Source organism: Fusobacterium sp. FSA-380-WT-3A (genome assembly GCF_012843705.1).
Lineage (GTDB): Bacteria > Fusobacteriota > Fusobacteriia > Fusobacteriales > Fusobacteriaceae > Fusobacterium_B.
On the sequence record NZ_JABAFQ010000010.1, the window covers coordinates 43162 to 61861 of the forward strand.

Here is an 18700-nt window from a genome sequence, read left to right on the forward strand (position 1 = left end):
ATGGTATTATAATATCAAGAAAGAAATATTTCTTCTTTGAAACGATGGTGATAAGTTTCAAAGTTATCCGATTTATCTCTCCTAAAATAAATCGGTTCCTACCCTAAACTTTTAAAAAATTGTAGAAAAAGCTGGCTAGTGACGGAGTACGGCTTTTTCTATTTTTTGGAAAAATTTTATAGAGAATTTTGAATCTAAATAAAAATGAGGCTGTTGTAAAATTATTATTACAATTTACAACAGCCTCATTTTCTATTTTTTTCTATTTAAAATTTCATATCCATTTGAGATTACAGGCATATTTAAAATACCCAACATTCTTTCAAGTAAAATTCCTTCTCGAGGTTGATATTTAAATCCATAACTAGCTCTTATACATTGAGTTATGAATTGTGTACCTCTATCAATGGCTATTGGTAAACTATCACCTTGTAAAAGACTACCAATAACAACACTAGTATAACAATCTCCTGTTCCAGGATAAGAAGCAGGGATATATTTACATCTTATTTTCCAAAAAACATCATTTTCTCTATCATAAGCAATAACATTAGAATATTTTTCATTAACTATAGTTTCACTTTCAGGGACACTAGTAGCAATAACTATTTTAGGTCCTACATTTGATAATTGAATCAAATAATCTTTTACTGTTTCTTCATCGATATTTTCTACATATTCCTTATTTAATAAAAGACAAACTTCTGTAAAATTAGGTGTAATTATATCAGCTTTGGTAATTAGTTTTTTCATTTCTTCAACCATTTCAATTCCCATAGTACTGTATAGTTTTCCACTATCACCAAGTACAGGGTCAATAACAGTAAGATTATTTTTGTGACCAAAACGGTCTATAAATTTAGAAACTATATCTATTTGTTTGTGGGAACCTAAGAAACCAGAATAAATACAATCAAATTCAAGATTTAATTTAGACCAGTGCTCCATCATTTTTTCCATATTATCAGTTAAATCTATAAAACTAAAATCTGTAAATCCTCCTGTATGTGTAGACAAAATAGCAGTTGGAAGAGGACAAACTTGTATTCCCATAGTTGATAGAATAGGGATAATATTTGTAAGAGAAGCTCTTCCAAAACCAGATAAATCATGAATAGCAGCAACTTTTTTTACTATTTTTTCCATAAGTATCTCCTATTTAACTCTATAAGTTTTTATACCTCTATAATTAATTACATTAAATTTAGGGTCTTTTTCAATTCTTTCAATCATTTCATCAATTTTATTAACTTTTCTACTTTCTAAAAAGCTTTTTAGTTCAAATTGATTCATTGGATGTCTTTTACAAAGACTTAATACAGATTCATAATCATCTAAAATTTCACTAAAAAAAAAACCAGAACTTAACATATCTATAGATATTCCACCTAATTCATTAACAGCATATTTCATTTTTTCCTTAGTAATCATATTAACATCTGGTTCAGCAGGTGGTCTAACACAAGTATTAAGATAAAGTCTTGTATACTTAATTTTTTCTAATAATTTTTTATACTCTTTAATAGATTCTTTACTATCATTAATACCATCAAGTAGCATGATTTCTAGCCAAAGTTCTCCTTTATATAAGTGTGAAAATTCAATAATTCCTTTAAGAGTTTCGTCAAATTTAATTTTTCCATAAGGTCTGTCTATTTTTTTTGAAATCTCTTCATTATATCCGTTGATAGAAGGAAGAACAATATCGGCTTCCATTAAATCTTCTTGAACTTTTTTGTCATTTAATAAAGCTCCATTGGTAATAACAGCAACAGGTTTATCAGTTAGTTTTTTTAATTCTCTAACAAGTTCTCCTAATTTAGAATAAAGAGTTGGTTCACCTTCACCAACTACAGTTACAACATCAAAAATATCTGAGTTTTTAAGATAATTTTTAAATTCGTTAATAATATCTTCTAATTTAAAAAATTCTTGTCTTTCATTGGTCATTTTATTAGTTCTACCTAACTGACAGTAGATACAAGAATAATTACAAGTCTTTTGAGGTATAGGACTAACTCCTAGAGATTTTCCCAGTCTTCTAGAAGGAATAGGACCATATACAAATTTTAAAGTTTCCATATTTTCCTCCTTTAAATATATATTATTTCGCTCAATTATATCACAGTCTTATTAAAAAATCTATAATATAAATTTTTATAAAAATTATTTTTTTATAATATTTTAATTTTAGTACAAAAGTAATAAAAAAATGTGCTATATTTATTCAATTTAAAAAAAATAAAAAAAAGTCTTGAAATTCTTAAAGAAAAGTGATAAAGTATCATCAATCTTTATTTTGAAAACAAATGTATCTGAATTAAAAACAAAGTTTTGAGGGGAAGTGATTTTATGAAAAAGAGATTTTTAGCTTTATTATTAGCTTTAGGAGTCATAACAGGAATTATGACAGGTTGTGGAGGAAAAGAAGAAGTTAAAGAAGAAGTTATAAAAATAGGAGTATTTGAACCTCTTACAGGAGAAAATGGTGGAGGAGGTTCTCAAGAAGTTGATGGAATAAAATATGCAAACAAAGTTTATCCAGAAGTTCTAGGGAAAAAAGTGGAATTGGTTATAGTTGATAATAAATCAGATAAAGCTGAAGCTTCAGTAGCAGCTACTCGTTTAGTAGAAAAAGAAAAAGTTGTAGCTGTGATAGGTTCTTATGGTTCTGGAGTTTCAATAGCAGCAGGAGATATATTTAAAAATGCCAAAGTTCCAGCTATGGGAGCTTCTTGTACAAATCCAATGGTAACAGAAGGAAATGAATTTTATTTTCGTACTTGTTTCTTAGATCCATTCCAAGGTAAAGTTATGGCTCAATATGCAATTGAAAAGGGAAATAAAAAAGCAGCTATAATAACTCAAATAGGAGATGATTATTCAACAGGATTAGGAAATTTCTTTAAAGAAGCCTTTACAAAATTAGGAGGAGAAATAGTTTATCATGGAGAATTCCAAACAAATGAACAAGATTTTAACTCAATATTAACAAATGTAAAAGCTTCAGGAGCTGAAGTAATATTTGCTCCTTCATCTATAGCTTCTGCAGGATTGATTATAAAACAAACTAGAGCTTTAGGAATTGATGCTCAAATAATGGCTGGGGATACTTGGGAAAATGTAGCAATAATAGATGTAGCTGGAGAATCAGCCGAGGGAGTTGTAATTTCTACATTCTTTGATGAACATAATACATTAGCTACAGAAGAAGCTAAAAAATTTGTTAAAGGATTTAAAGAATATTTAGGTGGACCAGATGAAATAATACCAGCTGTGGCTTCTTTAGGATATGATGCTTATGTAGTAATATTAAATGCTATAAAACAAGCCGGAAATACAGATGGAGATTCTATAAGAAAAGCTTTAGTAGATATGAAAGGTGTAGAAGGAGTAACAGGAGTTTACTCATTTGATGAAAATGGAGATGCCCAAAAAGATATGGCAGTAATAAAAATAGTAAAAGATGGAAAATTCCAATATATAGACACAGTAGTAGTTAAATAAAATAAGCCCCCCTCTTTTAAGAGAGGGGGGTTTCTTAGATAGTAGGGAGGGAAATTATGGACCTATCAACATTTGTACAACATATTATAAATGGTATTTCATTAGGAAGTCTTTATGCTTTGATAGCAATAGGTTACACAATGGTATACGGAATTTTGTTACTTATAAATTTTGCCCATGGAGATATTTTTATGATGGCAGGTTATTTTATGATATTTTCAGTAATAAATTTTGGTTTACCATTTTTTATAGCTATTCCTTTAGTATTAACATTAACAGTAATATTAGGGATAGTATTAGAAAGAACAGCCTATAGACCTCTTAGGAATGCTCCAAGAATGTCAATAATGATTTCAGCTATAGGTGCTTCTTATTTTTTAGAAAATCTTGCTACATATTTGTTTACAGGAGTACCAAAAAGATTTCCAGAAATAAGTTGGTTAACAAAGGTAGTAACTTTTGGAAATGTATCTTTTCAAATAGTTACAATAATAACTCCAATAGTGACAATGATTTTATTATTTGGTTTGATGACATTAGTTAATAAAACAAAAGTTGGAATGGCCATGAGAGCAGCTTCTAAAGATTATGAAGCAGCTAGATTAATGGGAATAAAAATAAACTGGATAATAGGTATAACTTTTATAATAGGTTCATTTTTGGCAGCAATAGGCTCTATATTATGGGGAAGTAAATATCCAAGTGTATATCCTCTAGTAGGAATGATGCCAGGATTAAAATGTTTTATAGCAGCTGTTTTTGGAGGAATAGGGAATATTCCAGGAGCTGTATTAGGAGGATTAACTTTAGGATTGGGTGAGGCATTATTAGTAGCTTTTATACCTAGTATGACAGGGTATCGTGATGCTTTTGCTTTCATATTATTAATTATAATATTAATAGTTAAACCTAATGGATTATTAGGTGAAAAAGTAACTGATAAGGTGTGATATTATGGAAAAGAAACTATCAAATAAAACAAAAAATATATGTACAACAATTTTAGTTATATTAAGTATTTTTATACTATTTCTTTTTGATAAAGGAATAATAGGAGATGCTTATTTAAGAAGAATTTTAAATTTATCAGCTATTTATGCCATAATAAGTGTTTCTATGAATTTAGTAAATGGATTTACAGGATTATTTTCATTAGGACAAGCTGGATTTGTGGCTATTGGAGCTTTTAGTGTAGCAGTATTTACAGTTCCAGAAAAATATATCCAATCTATATTTTATATAAAACCAATGGCACCCTGGCTAGTAGAAATGAGATTACCTTTTGTAGTAGCTTTACTAATTGGAGGATTAGTAGCTGGTATTTTGGCTTTTTTAATAGGATATCCTATTCTTAGATTAAAAAGTGATTATTTGGCCATAGCAACTTTAGGATTTTCTGAAATTATACGTATAGTACTAACAAATATGCAAACTATAACAAATGGAGCTTTAGGAATAAACAGAATACCTCCAATGAAATCTATGTTTATACCTTTTGGAATAGCTGTAATTTGTATAGGAATGATGGTTTTATTGATAAATTCAAGTTATGGAAGAGCTTTTAAGGCTATAAGAGAAGATAACATAGCAGCAGAATCAATGGGAATAAATTTAGCTTTACATAAAAATTTATCTTTTGCCATTAGTGCCTTTTTTAGTGCTATAGCTGGAGGACTTTATGCTGCTCTACTTACTACAGTAGACCCAAAACAATTTTATTTCACTTTTACATATAATTTCTTATTAATAATTGTTTTTGGTGGAATAGGAAGTATAACAGGTTCAGTAATAGCTTCATTTGTAGTGACTTATGGACTAGAATGGTTACGTATATTTGATGAACCTTTTATAATAGGTGGAGTAACAATACCATTTTTTAGAGCTGGTCTTAGAATGGTAATATTTTCATTATTATTGATGATAATAGTTTTATTTTTTAGAAAAGGACTTATGGGAAATAAAGAATTCTCATGGGATGCTATTTATAATTTCTTATTAAAAATAAAAATTTCTATAAAACAAAAAAGATATGATAAGATGAGAGTTTATGTAAGAAAACCCTTAAAAAATAAGGGAGGGGATAAGTAATGAGTGTACTAAGATTAAATGATATAACAATGCAATTTGGAGGTGTAGTGGCTGTAAACAACTTATCCTTAAACGTAGAAAAAGGAGAGATAGTAGCTTTAATAGGTCCAAATGGGGCTGGAAAAACAACAGCTTTTAATGTAATAACTGGGGTGTATTCTCCTACAAATGGAGAAATTTCTTTTAATGATAAATGTATAATAAGTAATTTTCCAAAAGGAAATATGAAAAAAAATTATAAAGGAGAGAATTTTGGAAAATATACAAAAACTATAGAGTATACTCCAGATAAAATAACAAAATTGGGAATAGCTAGAACATTTCAAAATATAAGACTTTTTAAAAATTTAACAGTATTTGAAAATGTATTGATAGCTACACATATGAGGTCAAAAGCTAATTTATTATCAGCTATTTTTAGATTAAATTATAAAGAGGAGAAAAGAAATAGAGAAGAAGCTTTAAAACTTTTAGAAATAGTGGGATTATTAAGTGTAAAAGATGAAATAGCTAGTTCATTACCTTATGGAAAACAAAGACGTTTAGAAATAGCTAGAGCTTTAGCTACAGAACCAGAACTTTTATTACTTGATGAACCAGCAGCTGGAATGAATCCACAAGAAACAAATGAATTAACAAAATTTATAAGAGAGATTAAAGATAAATTTAATCTAACAGTATTTATGATAGAACATCATATGGATTTAGTAATGGAAATATCTGATAGAATATATGTTTTAGATTTTGGAAAATTGATAGCTTCAGGAACTCCTAAAGAGATTCAAAATAATAAAAGAGTAATAGAGGCGTATTTGGGGGTAGAAAATGAATAACGAATTATTAAAAGTGACAAATTTAAGTGTTGTTTATGGTGGAATTGAAGCTGTTAAGGATATAAGTTTTTCTGTACCAGAGGGAAAAATTGTAACTTTAATAGGAAGTAATGGAGCAGGAAAAAGTTCTACTCTTAGGTCAATTGTAGGACTAGAAAAACCTAAAACAGGAAAAATAGTTTTTGATGGTTTAATATTAAATAATTTTACTACAGATGAAATAGTTGGAGAGGGAATAACTTTAGTACCAGAAGGAAGAAGAGTTTTTGATAACTTAACTGTTGAAGAAAATTTAAAAATAGGAGCTTATTTAAGAAAAGATTCTATAACGGAAGATTTAGAATGGGTATATGGAATATTTCCAAGATTAAAGGAACGTTCATGGCAAAAAGCTGGAACTTTATCAGGTGGAGAACAACAAATGTTGGCTATAGGAAGAGCTTTAATGCTTAGGCCTAAGTTAATAATGATGGATGAACCATCTCTTGGGCTAGCTCCTATTGTTGTTCAAGAGGTATTTAAAATAATAGAGGATATAAGTAAACAAGGTGTCACTATTTTATTAATAGAACAAAATGCTAATCAAGCTTTAAAAGTGGCTGATATAGGTTATGTTATGGCCACAGGGAAAATAGTTATGAAAGGAAGTGGAAAAGAGTTATTAGAGAATGAAGAAATCAAAGAAGCTTATTTAGGAAAGAAAAAATAAAAAATATATAAAGTTTTTAATTAAAATATTTTAAAGACAAAAATGAAATAAAATTATCAAATTTATATTTTAAGATTTTAATGTATGAAAAAAATAAAAATAATACTTTAAATGAAAAAAAAGTGAAAAATATAAAAAAAATTTCTGAAAATATAGATATAAAAAATAAATATTATTAATTTAAAAAATATAAAATATATATTTTGAAATAAAATTCAAAAAATAAATAAAGAGTATTATAAAAATTTATATTTTTATAATACTTTGTTTTATATATTGTTAAACAAGAAAAAGAAATAAAATAAAAAGGTTGTCTTAAAAAAAACAAAAAAAGTTTAAAAAAAAACAAAAAAAGGGTTTACAAAATATAAAAAATAATGTATCATTGAGTTAGAGATGGAAAAAATAACACATCTTAAAATAAATTATGATAATTTAAGGAGGAAATTTAATTATGAAAAAATTAGCACTTTTATTAGCAGCAGTTGGAATGGTATCAGCAGTAGCTTATGGAGCTCCTGAATTAAAAGTTACATCAGTAGGACAAGAAATAGAAATAGAAAACTCTAATCATAATGGAACAGACTTAGATGATGTATGGTTATTTAACAATGTTGGATTAGCTTATGGAGATTGGACATTTGGATTACAAGCTGGTAAACAATGGGATGTAAATTTTGAAGATCATGATACATCAGATAAAGGGGTATCAAGTGCAGACCATAGATTACAAATAGATGTATGGAATAAAGTAACTGATGATTTAAAATTAGGATTCAGATATAGAGGAACTAAATCTTATGATAGATATTATGGTAGATGGGACTGGTCAAATGGAATGTTATGGTCAGCAGGTGATGTTTGGTATGAAGCTCATAACGGAATTGGAAGTGACTGGTTAAAAGCTGAAGTATTCCCTATTGGAATTAAATATGGAGCATTAAAAGTTGGATATTATTATCAATATTATACAGCAATAGGAGGAGATGTAACTCCAGGAACAGTTAGCGAAGAAACTGAACACCAAATAAGAGCATATGCTCCTTTATATCAAGGAGAAAAATTAAGTCTTTCTACAGAAGCTAGATTAACTTTAGCACATGATGTAGACCATGATAAAGCTCCTGCAAAAGGATACAGAGAATATGATAATTTTGGAAGATTAAGAGTTTACTTAAAAGCAAATTATGCTATGACTGAAAACTTATCAGTTTATGGTTCTTATGCTTGGGAATTTAGAGATTTCGAAATGACAGGAGATTATAAGAATGACCATACTGAAAATGCTTATCAAGATTTTGTAATTGGATGGTCTTATAAATTCTAATTAACCAATTAATAAAAAGAGAGGAAATTAATTTCCTCTCTTTCTTCTTAAATTCTATGTGAAAGTAATTAAAATAATTCTGGTAACATTCCCCATGTTACCTTTTTTATTTTAACTATGTTATTTTTCAATATAATTTTTAATAAATTTAGATAATGTTCCCCTATCTACTTTTAATCTTCTAGAAATTTCACTTTTAGAGATCTTTTCTTTTAAAAGTTTTTTTATAATTTCTTCTTTTCCTGTTAATTTAACTTTTTTAGCCTTTCCCAAAGGACGACCTAATCTAATTCCTTCGGCTTTTTTTCTGGCTAAAGCTTCTTTTGTTCTTTGACTTATAAGATTTCTTTCTATTTCTGCTGATAAACCAAAAGCGAAAGCTAGAACCTTACTTTGAATATCGTCCCCCAAACGATAATTATCCTTTATGGTCCATACTCTACACTCTTTAGTCATACAAATATTTAAAATCTCCATTATCATGAAAAGATTTCTTCCAAGTCTAGAAAGTTCAGAACAAATTATCAAATCTCCTTTTGTCACTTTTTTTAAAAGTTTTCCTAATTTTCTTTTGTCATAATCTTTTGTCCCACTAATAGTTTCTTCAATCCATCCATTAATAGTTAGTTTTTCTTTTTGACAAAACTTAATTATTTCAAATCTTTGATTTTCAACAGTCTGTTTATCACTACTAACTCTTATATATCCATATACCATTTCCCCACCTTTCACATAGTTAATATATATTTTAATACTTTTTTACAAAAAATAAAATATATAAATATATGTAAATATAAGTTATTACCTAATATTAGCATTAGTTTGGAAATGGATAATTGTTACTTTTATAGAAGTAATTTTTTATTATTTTTGTGATAGATATATAATCAATACGAGAAAAAGAGAGACCGAAGTCTCTCTAATATTTTCCCTATTATTAAATTTTATTTTACAAGAACATTTTATAAAATTATCTTATGAAAGATTAGAATGTATATGTCCATCCTAAACAAGTTTCACCATAACGTTTTTTACCTTCTCCAGCTTCTTTAGTTTTATCTCCATATTCATAAGCATAGTAACCTTTTACTGTTAAGTTTTCAGTTACTGGATAAGAAGCTCCAACTTCTAATTTCATATAATCTCCAGCATCATAAACGTCTACAGATTTTTCTTCTCTTCCTAAAGAATATCTAAACTCAGCATAAGTAGCTAAATTTTCAAATTTATAATTTACATATGCTCTAATTTGATGTTCAGTTTCTTCTCTATTGTTTGAATCTCCTAAAAAGTCTTTATTATTAAAGAAATATCCAATTTTAAATGGTCCATAAGTTACAGCTATAGGCATAATTTCCATTTCATAGTTATCATCAGCATTAACATTATTAAATTGATACCATACATCTGCCCATCCAGAGAACATTCCTTGAGAATAAGCTCCTCTTAAATATAATCTATCAAAATCTTTTTGAGCTCTCCATCTCATTCCTAATTTATATCCATCAAATGCTCTCCAAGCATCAAATTGTAGTCTATGGTTAGAAGAATGAACAGAATCTTCATCTTTATTTACATCCCAAGCTTTTCTTGCTAATAATCCAAATGTCCAATCTTCATAAGCTAATCCAACTTCATTTGCAAAATGAACTGTATATTTATCTTTTCCATACTCATTATCAATTTCGATATATTGTCCCACTGATGTAACTTTTAATTCAGGAGCTGCGTAAGCTACTGCTGATACCATTCCAACTGCTGCTAATAAAAGTGGGTTTATTTTCAACAATTTTTATAATAATTTTTCAAAAAATAAAATAACATTTTTTAATATTTTTTATTGAAAAATTATAAAAAAACAATTAAAATAAGGGATAGGATATTATAATGGGAGGAAAAAATGATAATAGGTCTTACAGGTGGAATAGCCAGTGGAAAATCAACTGTTAGTAATATTTTAAATAAAATTGGAGTAAAAATAGTAGATGCTGATAAAATTTCAAAAAAATTATCTGAAAGAAAAGATATAATAAAAGAAATTCAAGAGAAAATTTCAAAAGATATATTAGATAATGAAAATAAATTAGATAGAATAAAATTAAAAAATATAGTTTTCAATAATAAAGAGAAATTAAATATTCTTAATGAAATTTTTCATCCAAAAATAAGAGAAGAATTTAAAAAAATTAAGTTAAATTCTCATAAACATGATATAATAATATTTGATATACCTTTACTGTTTGAAACTGGAATGTATAAATTATGTGATAAAAATATATTAGTCTATATAGACAAAGATATTCAAATTAAAAGATTAATTTTAAGAGACAATATTACAGAAGAGCTTGCTGAAAAAATAATAAATTCTCAAATGAGTTTAGAAGAAAAAAAAGAAAAATCAGATATTCTTATAAACAATAATAAAACCATTGAAGAATTAGAAATAAAAGTTATGGAAATTTATAATAATTTATTAAAAGAGATAGAAAAATAATTGGAGGAAAAATGAAAATAGTAGCCCCAGCAGGTAATTTAGAAAGATTTTATTCAGCAGTTAATGCTGGAGCAGATGAAATCTATATGGGAATAAAAGGATTTGGAGCTAGAAGAAATGCCCAAAATTTTACTTTAGATGAATATAAAGAAGCTATAGATTATGCCCATAAAAGAGGAAGTAGAATATTTCTTACTCTTAATACATTGATGAAAAATGTAGAGATAGATTTTTTATATACAAATTTAAAAGCCTTATATGAATATGGATTAGATGCTATTATTGTTCAAGATTTAGGATATTTTAGATTTATAAAAGAAAATTTTCCTGATATAGATATTCACGGAAGTACTCAGATGACAGTAGCTAATCATGTAGAAGCAGAATATTTAAAAAACTTAGGATTTAAAAGAGTAGTTTTACCAAGAGAGATGACTTTTGAAGAGATAAAAAGTATAAGAGAAAAAACAGATATAGAATTAGAAGTCTTTGTTTCAGGAGCTCTTTGTATATCTTATTCTGGAAATTGTTATATGAGTAGTTTCATAGGTGGAAGAAGTGGTAATAGAGGAATGTGTGCCCAACCTTGTAGAAAATTATATACCAAAGATAGTAAATGTAATTTTTTGCTAAGTCCTAAAGACCAACTTATGGGATTAGAGGAGATACAAAAATTAAAAGAGATAGGAATAAATAGTATAAAAATAGAAGGAAGAATGAAAGAAAAAACATATGTTAACGAAGCAGTAACATATTTTAGAGATATGATAGATAATATAAAGAGAGAGGAAAAACTTTCTAAGATTTTTAATAGAGGTTATTCAAAGGGATATTTTTATAAAGAAACTATTTCTAAAGATATTATGAATAAAGATTATTCAGCTACAATAGGAAATCCTATTGGAATAATTAGTGGAAAAGAGTTATTGTTAGAAGATAAAATAATATTAGGAGATGGAATAACATATCTTTCAAAAGATTATGAAGTATTAGGTGGAGAATACATTAATAGAATAGAGAAAAAAAATCAGAAAGAAAAATATAAAGAAGCAGTAGAGGGAGAAAAAATAATTTTAAAAAATGCTCCTAAAGGGTCTAAGTTTGTATTTAAAAATTTTGATAAAAAAATAATAGATGAAGTTAATATTAGATTAAAAGAAGAAAAGAAAAAAGAGAATGTTGAACTAATTTTTGAAGGAAAATTAGGAGAGAAACCTATCTTAAAAGGAAAAGTAATAAATAATATAGGAAAAGAAGTTTATAGCAAAATAATAGGAGAGAATATAATAGAAGTAGCAAGTAAAAAAAGTGCTGACTCTAAAAATATTGAAGAAAAACTTTGTGAAACAGGAGAAACAGGATTTAAAGTTTCAAAATGTAATGTGTATATAGATAATAATATTTTCCTACCTATATCAGTTTTAAAAGAACTTAGAAGAAATTTATTAAAAGAGTTAGAAGAAAAATTAGTATTAAGCTATAGAAGAGATTTAGGAGAAAGAGAAATATTTAAGATTCAAATTGAAAAAGACAAAATAAAAACTCCAGAAATTTCAGTTATGGTTACGACAAAAGAGCAAGAGGAAATTATAAAAGAATTAGGAATAGAAAAAATTTATCATAGAGGTTATGATGTAGCTAAAGAGGGGAATTTAAACTTTATCGATATAAATGAAAAACTTGCTACAAATCTTTATCAAGTGTTAAAAAATACGAATACAGACATAACTGTTGGGTGGAATTTAAATATTGGAAATATTTATTCTTTAAATGAATTTGCTAAAATTCCTAATGTAAAAACTGTTATAATTTCTCCAGAATTGAAATATGAAGAGATTGAAAATATTGGGAAAGTTCCTGTAAGAAAAGCAATGTTAGGTTACTCTAAATTAAAAGGGATGTATATTGAGTTAGATATATTAAAAGATAAAGAAACATTTAAAAACGAACAGGAAGATTTATTTATTTCAAGAATCAATCCTTTAGGAAATAATGAAATATATTTTAATAAACCATTAAATGTATTAAGTCAAGTAAAAAGATTAGGAAAACTTGGGATTGATGAAGTTGTTATAGAACTTTTAGACGAAACTAAAGAGGAAATAGAAGAATTAATTAGAAATATAGATAAAAAAGAAAATGTGTATAGTCCATATAATTATGAGAGAGGAGTATATTAAATGAAAACAATGACTATTAGAAACTTAGCCACTTGGTTTGGGCTAGGGGATATGCCTAAGGCTCCAGGAACTTTTGGAACTTTAGGAGCTATACCTTTATACATAGGTATAAATTTTTTAAGAAATATTTTTCCAAATGTAATTTTATATAATTCATTTTATTTTATGTTTTTGATGACTTTTTTTGCATTGTCAGTATATGTATCAGATATCAGTGAAAGAATTATATTTCAAAAAGAAGATCCACAACAAGTTGTAATAGATGAAGTTTTAGGGTACATGACAACTCTATTTTTGGTTAATCCTGTGGGAGTGAAAGAATTTTTAGTAGCTATTGGTTTGGCTTTTGTTATTTTTAGATTTTTAGATATAACAAAAATAGGTCCAATAGATAAAGTACAGGATTTGAAAGATGGAATAGGAGTTACAATGGATGACTTCTTAGCGGGAGTTATAGGAAACTTTATATTACTTTGTATTTGGACATTTATATTTTAAATAAAAGGGAGATAAGGATATGAAGGCTAGTATAATTCTTGTGGGAACAGAGCTTTTAAGTGGTGGAACTGTAGATACTAATAGTATATTTATGGCAGAAGAACTTAATAAATATGGGATAGAAATAAAATATAAATTGACAACAAAAGATACAATAGAAGATATTATGATAGCTTTAGAATTTGCTAGAAAAAATAGTGATTTAATAATAACTTCTGGTGGTTTAGGTCCAACTATTGATGATATAACAAAAGATGCTGTAGCAAAATTTTTAGGAAAAAGAATTATTGTTGATGAAGAAGATTTTAAGGTAATGAAACAAAAATTTGAGGAAAGAAGAATAAAATATACACCAAATAATATAAAGCAAGTAGAAAAACCAGAGGGAGCTATATCAATAGAAAATCAAGTTGGAATGTGTCCAGCTGTTTATATAGATGATATAGTATCTTTCCCTGGAGTTCCTTCAGAAGTATATGATATGTTTCCTAGATTTTTAAAATGGTATGTAGAAGAAAAGAAACTTCTTATAGATAAGATATATATAAAAGATTTATTAGTTTATGGATTAGGAGAATCTTATATAGACCAACAAATAAGTGAACTTTTTACAGAAGAGGGAATTGATTACGAATTTTTAGTAAAAGATTTTGGAATAATTATTAGATTACAGGGAAAAAATAGCAATAAAAACATAGTAGAAAAAATTTCAGAAAAGATATATAATATAATAGGTGACAATATTTTTGGAGAAGGCAATGATAGATTAGAAAATTTAGTTATCACTAAACTAAAAGAGAAAAATTTATCATTTTCTGTTGCAGAATCTTGTACAGGGGGATTACTTGCAGGAAAGATTGTTAGTGTTTCAGGAGCTTCAGAAGTATTTAAAGAAGGGTTAGTTACTTACAGTAATGAAGCTAAAATGGAAAAATTAGGAGTTAAAGAGGAAACATTAAAAAAATATGGAGCTGTAAGTGAAGAAACAGCTTTAGAAATGGTTAAGGGATTAAAAACAGATGTAGGAATCTCTGTTACAGGAATAGCAGGACCTTTAGGAGGAACAAAAGAAAAACCAGTAGGTTTAGTTTATTTTGGAATTAAAGTAAGGGATAAGTTTAAGGTAGAAAAAAGAATATTGGTAGGACCAAGAAACAAAATTAGAGAAAGAGCAACATTACAAAGTTTATTTTATCTAAATAAAATGTTGAAAGGAAATGCTTAATATGACTATAGGAGAAAAAATAAAAAAACATAGAACGGAAAAAGGTTTTTCACTAAGAGAATTGGCGAAAAAAGTAGAATTGTCAGCTAGTTTTTTATCACAAATAGAGCAAGGTAAAGCTTCTCCGTCAATAGAAAACTTAAAAAAAATAGCTAATAACTTAGAAGTAAGAGTAAGTTATCTTATAGAAGAAGAGGAAAAATTAGAAACTTTCCATGTAAAAAAAGAAGATATAAAATATGTGGAAAGTATAGATTCAAAAACTTCCATAGGACTTTTAACATCGTCTAAGTTAGAAAAAGATATGGAACCAATTATATATGAAATAAAACCTGGAGGAGAAAGTGGAAGAGGTTTCTTTAACCACCATGGAGAAGAGTTTATTTATATAATAGAAGGAAGTTTAGATATTTATATAGAAAATCAGGTTACTACTCTAAATGAGGGAGATAGTTTTTATTTTAAATCTACTTTAAATCATAGATTTAAAAATAATGGAAAAAAATTAACAAGAGCTATCTGGGTAGTTAGTCCACCTACATTTTAATATTTAAAAATTTGGAGGAAAAATGGAGTTAAAAATAGAAGTTTTAAATGCAATGAGATTAACAAAGCTTCTTATTGCAGCAAGTAGATGGTTGTCAAGACATGCAGATGTATTAAATGATTTAAATGTGTATCCTGTTCCAGATGGAGATACAGGAACAAATATGTCTATGACATTACAATCTGTAGAGAACCAACTTGTAAAACTAAATTATGAGCCAAAAATGGCAGAACTTTGTGAAATAGTATCAGAAGCAATTTTACTTGGAGCTAGAGGAAATTCAGGGACAATTTTATCTCAAATTATTCAAGGATTTTTAATGGGTATTCAAGAAAAAGAGGAAGCTACAGTAGAAGATGTAATAAAGGCTTTTGGACAAGCTAAAGAAAAAGCTTATAAAGCTGTAAGTAATCCAGTAGAAGGAACAATTTTAACTGTAATAAGAAGAGTATCAGAAGCTGCTGAAAGTTATGAGGGGGATAGGAATGATTTTATACCATTCTTAGTTTATCTAAAGAATGTTTCAGCTGAAGCTGTAGAAGAAACCCCAACACTTTTACCAAAATTAAAAGAGGCTGGAGTAGTCGATGCTGGAGGGAAAGGAATCTTTTATATTTTAGAAGGATTTGAAAAGTCTATTACAGACCCTCAAATGTTAGAAGACTTAGAAAGAATCATTCAATCTCAATCTAAAAGAAGAGAGATGTTAGATTCTACAGCTTTAGAAATGGAAGAGATAAAGTTTAAATATTGTACAGAATTTATAATAGAAAATGGAAGTTTTAATTTAGAAGAATATAAAGATAAAATAAGTCAATATGGTGATTCTATTGTTTGTGCTCAAACTTCTAAAAAGACAAAAACACATATTCATACAAATAATCCAGGAATCATATTAGAAATAGCTTGTGCTTTAGGAAGTTTATCTAATATGAAGATAGAGAATATGGAAATTCAACATCATAATAATAAATTATTTAAAGAGGAAGATTATACTTTAGTACAACAAAATATATTAATTAGGAATGAAAATGCTAGACCAATAGGATATTTTGCTATAGTTGATACTAAAGAAATGGGAGAAATATTTTTAAATATAGGAGCTGCTGGAGTTCTTATAGGAGGACAAACAAATAATCCAAGTGTAGCTGATATTGAAGAGGGAATAAAAAAATTAGATGCTCAAAAAATAATTGTTTTACCAAACAATAAAAATATAATATCAGCAGCCAAAATAGCTGCCGAAAGGTCAAATAAAGAGGTTACAGTTTTAGAAACTAAATCTATGCTTGAAGGGCATTATTTAATAAAAAATAAAGATTTAAAAATAGAAAGTGTTATTGAACATTTAAGTGTAAATACTTCTATTGAAATTACAAAAGCTGTTAGAGATACAAGAGTAGATAATTTAGAAATAGTTAAAGGAAATTATATAGCTATTGTTAATGGAAAAATTAAAGAAACTAACTCAAGTTTACAAAGTTTAATTTTAACATTAAAATCTAAATATTTAACTGAAAACACTTTAAATGTATTAGTGTCTTTAGGGAAAAATGTAGATGAAGAGATGACAGTAGAATTAAAAGATGTTCCTCAAGGAATAAGATATGAGGAAATTAATTGTAAACAAGAAAATTATTGTTATTATATTTATATAGAAAATAGAGACCCTAAATTACCAGAAATAGCAATTGTAACAGATTCTACATCTGATTTATCAGAGGAAATGATAAGAGATTATCCTAATTTAGAAATAATTCCTTTAAAAGTAAAATTAGATGGAGATAATTATTATAGAGATGGGGTAGATATTAGTAAACAAGAATTTTGGAGAAAAATAGTAGAAGGTGGACAGCTACCAAAAACTTCACAACCATCTCCAGCAGAATTCAAATCTCTTTATGAGAAATTATTTGCAAAAGGATATAAAAAAATTATATCAATTCATATTTCTGGAAAATTAAGTGGAACACAACAAGCTGCTAGAGTAGCTAGAGGAATGTTAAATAGAGAGGAAGATGTAATTATTATAGATTCTAAAACAGTAACATTTGCTTTAGGACATTTAGCAATAGAGGCTTCTAAAATGGCTATGGAAAGAAAATCTCTAAAAGAAATTACTGACTGGATAGAAGAAAGTAAGGAGTTAATGAAAGTATACTTTGTAGTAAAAGATTTAGATTACTTACAAAGAGGAGGAAGAATAGGAAAAGCTTCAGCTCTTATAGGGGGAATTTTTAGGGTTAAGCCAGTTCTTAAAGTTGAAAATGGAGAAGTCTCTGTAGAGGCTAAAGTTCTTGGAGAAAAAGGAGCTCTTCTTCATATGGAAAAAGTTATAAAATCAGCTAAAACTTCAATTATTTTATATACAGCTTGGGGTGGAAATCAAAGTTGTTTAACTAGTGCTGATAACTTAAAAACTATAGCTGAAAGATTTAAAAAAGTAGATTATAGAGGAAGAGTAGAAATAGGAGCTGTTATAGGTTCACATGCAGGGCCTGTGTATGGAATAGGAATAATGGATAAAATTAGATAATAAAATTTTAAGGACTCGACGAGAGTCCTTTCTATATTTTAAATTATAATAGATGGTTGGAGGAGAAAGTATGTTAATGTTAATTGGTATACTAATCTTTTTGGTTACTTTCTATTTTATTATAACAGAAAAATATCCAAAATCTTTAGTGTCTATTATTGGTGGTGGACTAATGGTTGTTATCAGAATTCTAAATGAAGAACAAGCATTAGAAGTTGTTGGTTATAATCTAGAAATTTTAATTCTTTTAATTGGAATGATGATTATTGTTGAAATTATGTCTGAAACAGGAGTTTTCCAGTGGATAGCTATAAAATTAGCTCAGGTAGTTAAAGGAGATCCTATTAAAATTTTAGTTCTTCTATCCATTGTAACAGCTACTTGTTCAGCTTTTTTAGATAATGTTACTACTATTCTTTTAATAGTTCCTGTAACTATTTTCTTGGCTAATAGGTTAAAATTAGACCCAAAACCATTTGTGTTAATGCAAATCTTTATGTCTAACATTGGAGGAACAGCTACAATGATTGGAGACCCACCTAACTTAATTATTGGAAGTTTAGGAGGAATTACTTTTAATGAATTTCTTATTAATTTAGGACCAATTATTGTTATTAATGTAATAGTACTTCTTGTTACAGTAAAAATATTTTTAGGAAAAAAATTACATGTATCAAGGGAATTAAGAGCAACAATAATGGAATTAGACTTATCAAGAACAATAAAAAATAGAAAATTATTAGTACAATCAGAAAT

General features: G+C 27.3%; 17 protein-coding genes. 13 read left to right on the top strand and 4 right to left on the bottom strand.

Features of this window, described 5'->3' with window-relative positions:
- Positions 1–252: 252 nt before the first annotated feature.
- Together HF862_RS06910 and HF862_RS06915 are read right to left on the bottom strand one after the other, a co-directional pair.
- Complete coding sequence (locus HF862_RS06910) at positions 253–1146, bottom strand: pyridoxamine kinase (RefSeq protein ID WP_170187177.1); 894 nt, start codon at positions 1144–1146, stop codon at positions 253–255.
- 9 nt (positions 1147–1155) lie between these two features.
- Entirely contained in the window at positions 1156–2082 is a 927-nt protein-coding gene (locus HF862_RS06915; RefSeq protein ID WP_170187178.1) for a radical SAM protein, read from the bottom strand.
- A 270-nt stretch (positions 2083–2352) separates the two neighbouring features.
- On the opposite strand from HF862_RS06915, the gene HF862_RS06920 reads away from it, so the two are divergent.
- The 6 genes from HF862_RS06920 (at position 2353) to HF862_RS06945 (ending at position 8464) form a co-directional block, all read left to right on the top strand.
- The gene (locus HF862_RS06920) at positions 2353–3507 is read left to right on the top strand and encodes an ABC transporter substrate-binding protein (RefSeq protein WP_170187179.1); all 1155 of its coding nucleotides are present in this window, start codon (positions 2353–2355) and stop codon (positions 3505–3507) included.
- A gap of 56 nt (positions 3508–3563) precedes the next feature.
- Complete coding sequence (locus tag HF862_RS06925; protein WP_170187180.1) at positions 3564–4457, top strand: branched-chain amino acid ABC transporter permease; 894 nt, start codon at positions 3564–3566, stop codon at positions 4455–4457.
- A 4-nt stretch (positions 4458–4461) separates the two neighbouring features.
- Complete coding sequence (locus HF862_RS06930; protein WP_170187181.1) at positions 4462–5595, top strand: branched-chain amino acid ABC transporter permease; 1134 nt, start codon at positions 4462–4464, stop codon at positions 5593–5595.
- On the top strand, positions 5595–6428 hold the full coding sequence (locus HF862_RS06935; protein ID WP_170187182.1) for an ABC transporter ATP-binding protein: 834 nt from the start codon (positions 5595–5597) through the stop codon (positions 6426–6428). The genes HF862_RS06930 and HF862_RS06935 overlap by 1 nt, the downstream gene beginning before the upstream one ends.
- Positions 6421–7137 (top strand): ABC transporter ATP-binding protein, encoded by a 717-nt coding sequence (locus HF862_RS06940; RefSeq protein WP_170187183.1) that lies wholly within the window; start codon positions 6421–6423, stop codon positions 7135–7137. Before HF862_RS06935 ends, HF862_RS06940 begins: the two co-directional genes overlap by 8 nt.
- A gap of 454 nt (positions 7138–7591) precedes the next feature.
- Positions 7592–8464: a hypothetical protein gene (locus tag HF862_RS06945; RefSeq protein ID WP_170187184.1), complete on the top strand. Its 873-nt coding sequence runs from the start codon at positions 7592–7594 to the stop codon at positions 8462–8464.
- Positions 8465–8584: 120 nt separating this feature from the next.
- Here HF862_RS06945 and HF862_RS06950 read toward each other — a convergent pair whose 3' ends face one another.
- Both HF862_RS06950 and HF862_RS06955 read right to left on the bottom strand, forming a co-directional pair.
- The gene (locus tag HF862_RS06950) at positions 8585–9181 is read right to left on the bottom strand and encodes a master DNA invertase Mpi family serine-type recombinase (RefSeq protein ID WP_170187185.1); all 597 of its coding nucleotides are present in this window, start codon (positions 9179–9181) and stop codon (positions 8585–8587) included.
- A gap of 268 nt (positions 9182–9449) precedes the next feature.
- Positions 9450–10250 (bottom strand): hypothetical protein, encoded by an 801-nt coding sequence (locus tag HF862_RS06955; RefSeq protein ID WP_170187186.1) that lies wholly within the window; start codon positions 10248–10250, stop codon positions 9450–9452.
- A 114-nt stretch (positions 10251–10364) separates the two neighbouring features.
- Between HF862_RS06955 and coaE the strand changes: the two genes are divergently transcribed.
- From coaE to HF862_RS06990, 7 genes are all read left to right on the top strand, one after another.
- Positions 10365–10958, top strand: coding sequence for a dephospho-CoA kinase (gene coaE, locus HF862_RS06960; RefSeq protein WP_170187187.1), 594 nt, complete (start codon positions 10365–10367; stop codon positions 10956–10958).
- An 11-nt stretch (positions 10959–10969) separates the two neighbouring features.
- Positions 10970–13138 (top strand): U32 family peptidase, encoded by a 2169-nt coding sequence (locus tag HF862_RS06965; protein WP_170187188.1) that lies wholly within the window; start codon positions 10970–10972, stop codon positions 13136–13138.
- Positions 13139–13636: a phosphatidylglycerophosphatase A gene (locus HF862_RS06970; RefSeq protein ID WP_170187189.1), complete on the top strand. Its 498-nt coding sequence runs from the start codon at positions 13139–13141 to the stop codon at positions 13634–13636. It begins immediately after the preceding gene.
- Positions 13637–13655: 19 nt separating this feature from the next.
- A complete protein-coding gene (locus HF862_RS06975) occupies positions 13656–14861 on the top strand; it encodes a CinA family nicotinamide mononucleotide deamidase-related protein (protein ID WP_170187190.1) in 1206 nt (401 codons plus the stop codon).
- Position 14862: 1 nt separating this feature from the next.
- The gene (locus HF862_RS06980) at positions 14863–15408 is read left to right on the top strand and encodes a helix-turn-helix domain-containing protein (RefSeq protein WP_170187191.1); all 546 of its coding nucleotides are present in this window, start codon (positions 14863–14865) and stop codon (positions 15406–15408) included.
- 22 nt (positions 15409–15430) lie between these two features.
- Complete coding sequence (locus HF862_RS06985) at positions 15431–17944, top strand: DegV family EDD domain-containing protein (protein WP_170187192.1); 2514 nt, start codon at positions 15431–15433, stop codon at positions 17942–17944.
- A gap of 70 nt (positions 17945–18014) precedes the next feature.
- Positions 18015–18700, top strand: a 686-nt coding sequence (locus HF862_RS06990) for an SLC13 family permease (RefSeq protein WP_240934802.1), incomplete at its 3' end; no start/stop codon positions are given.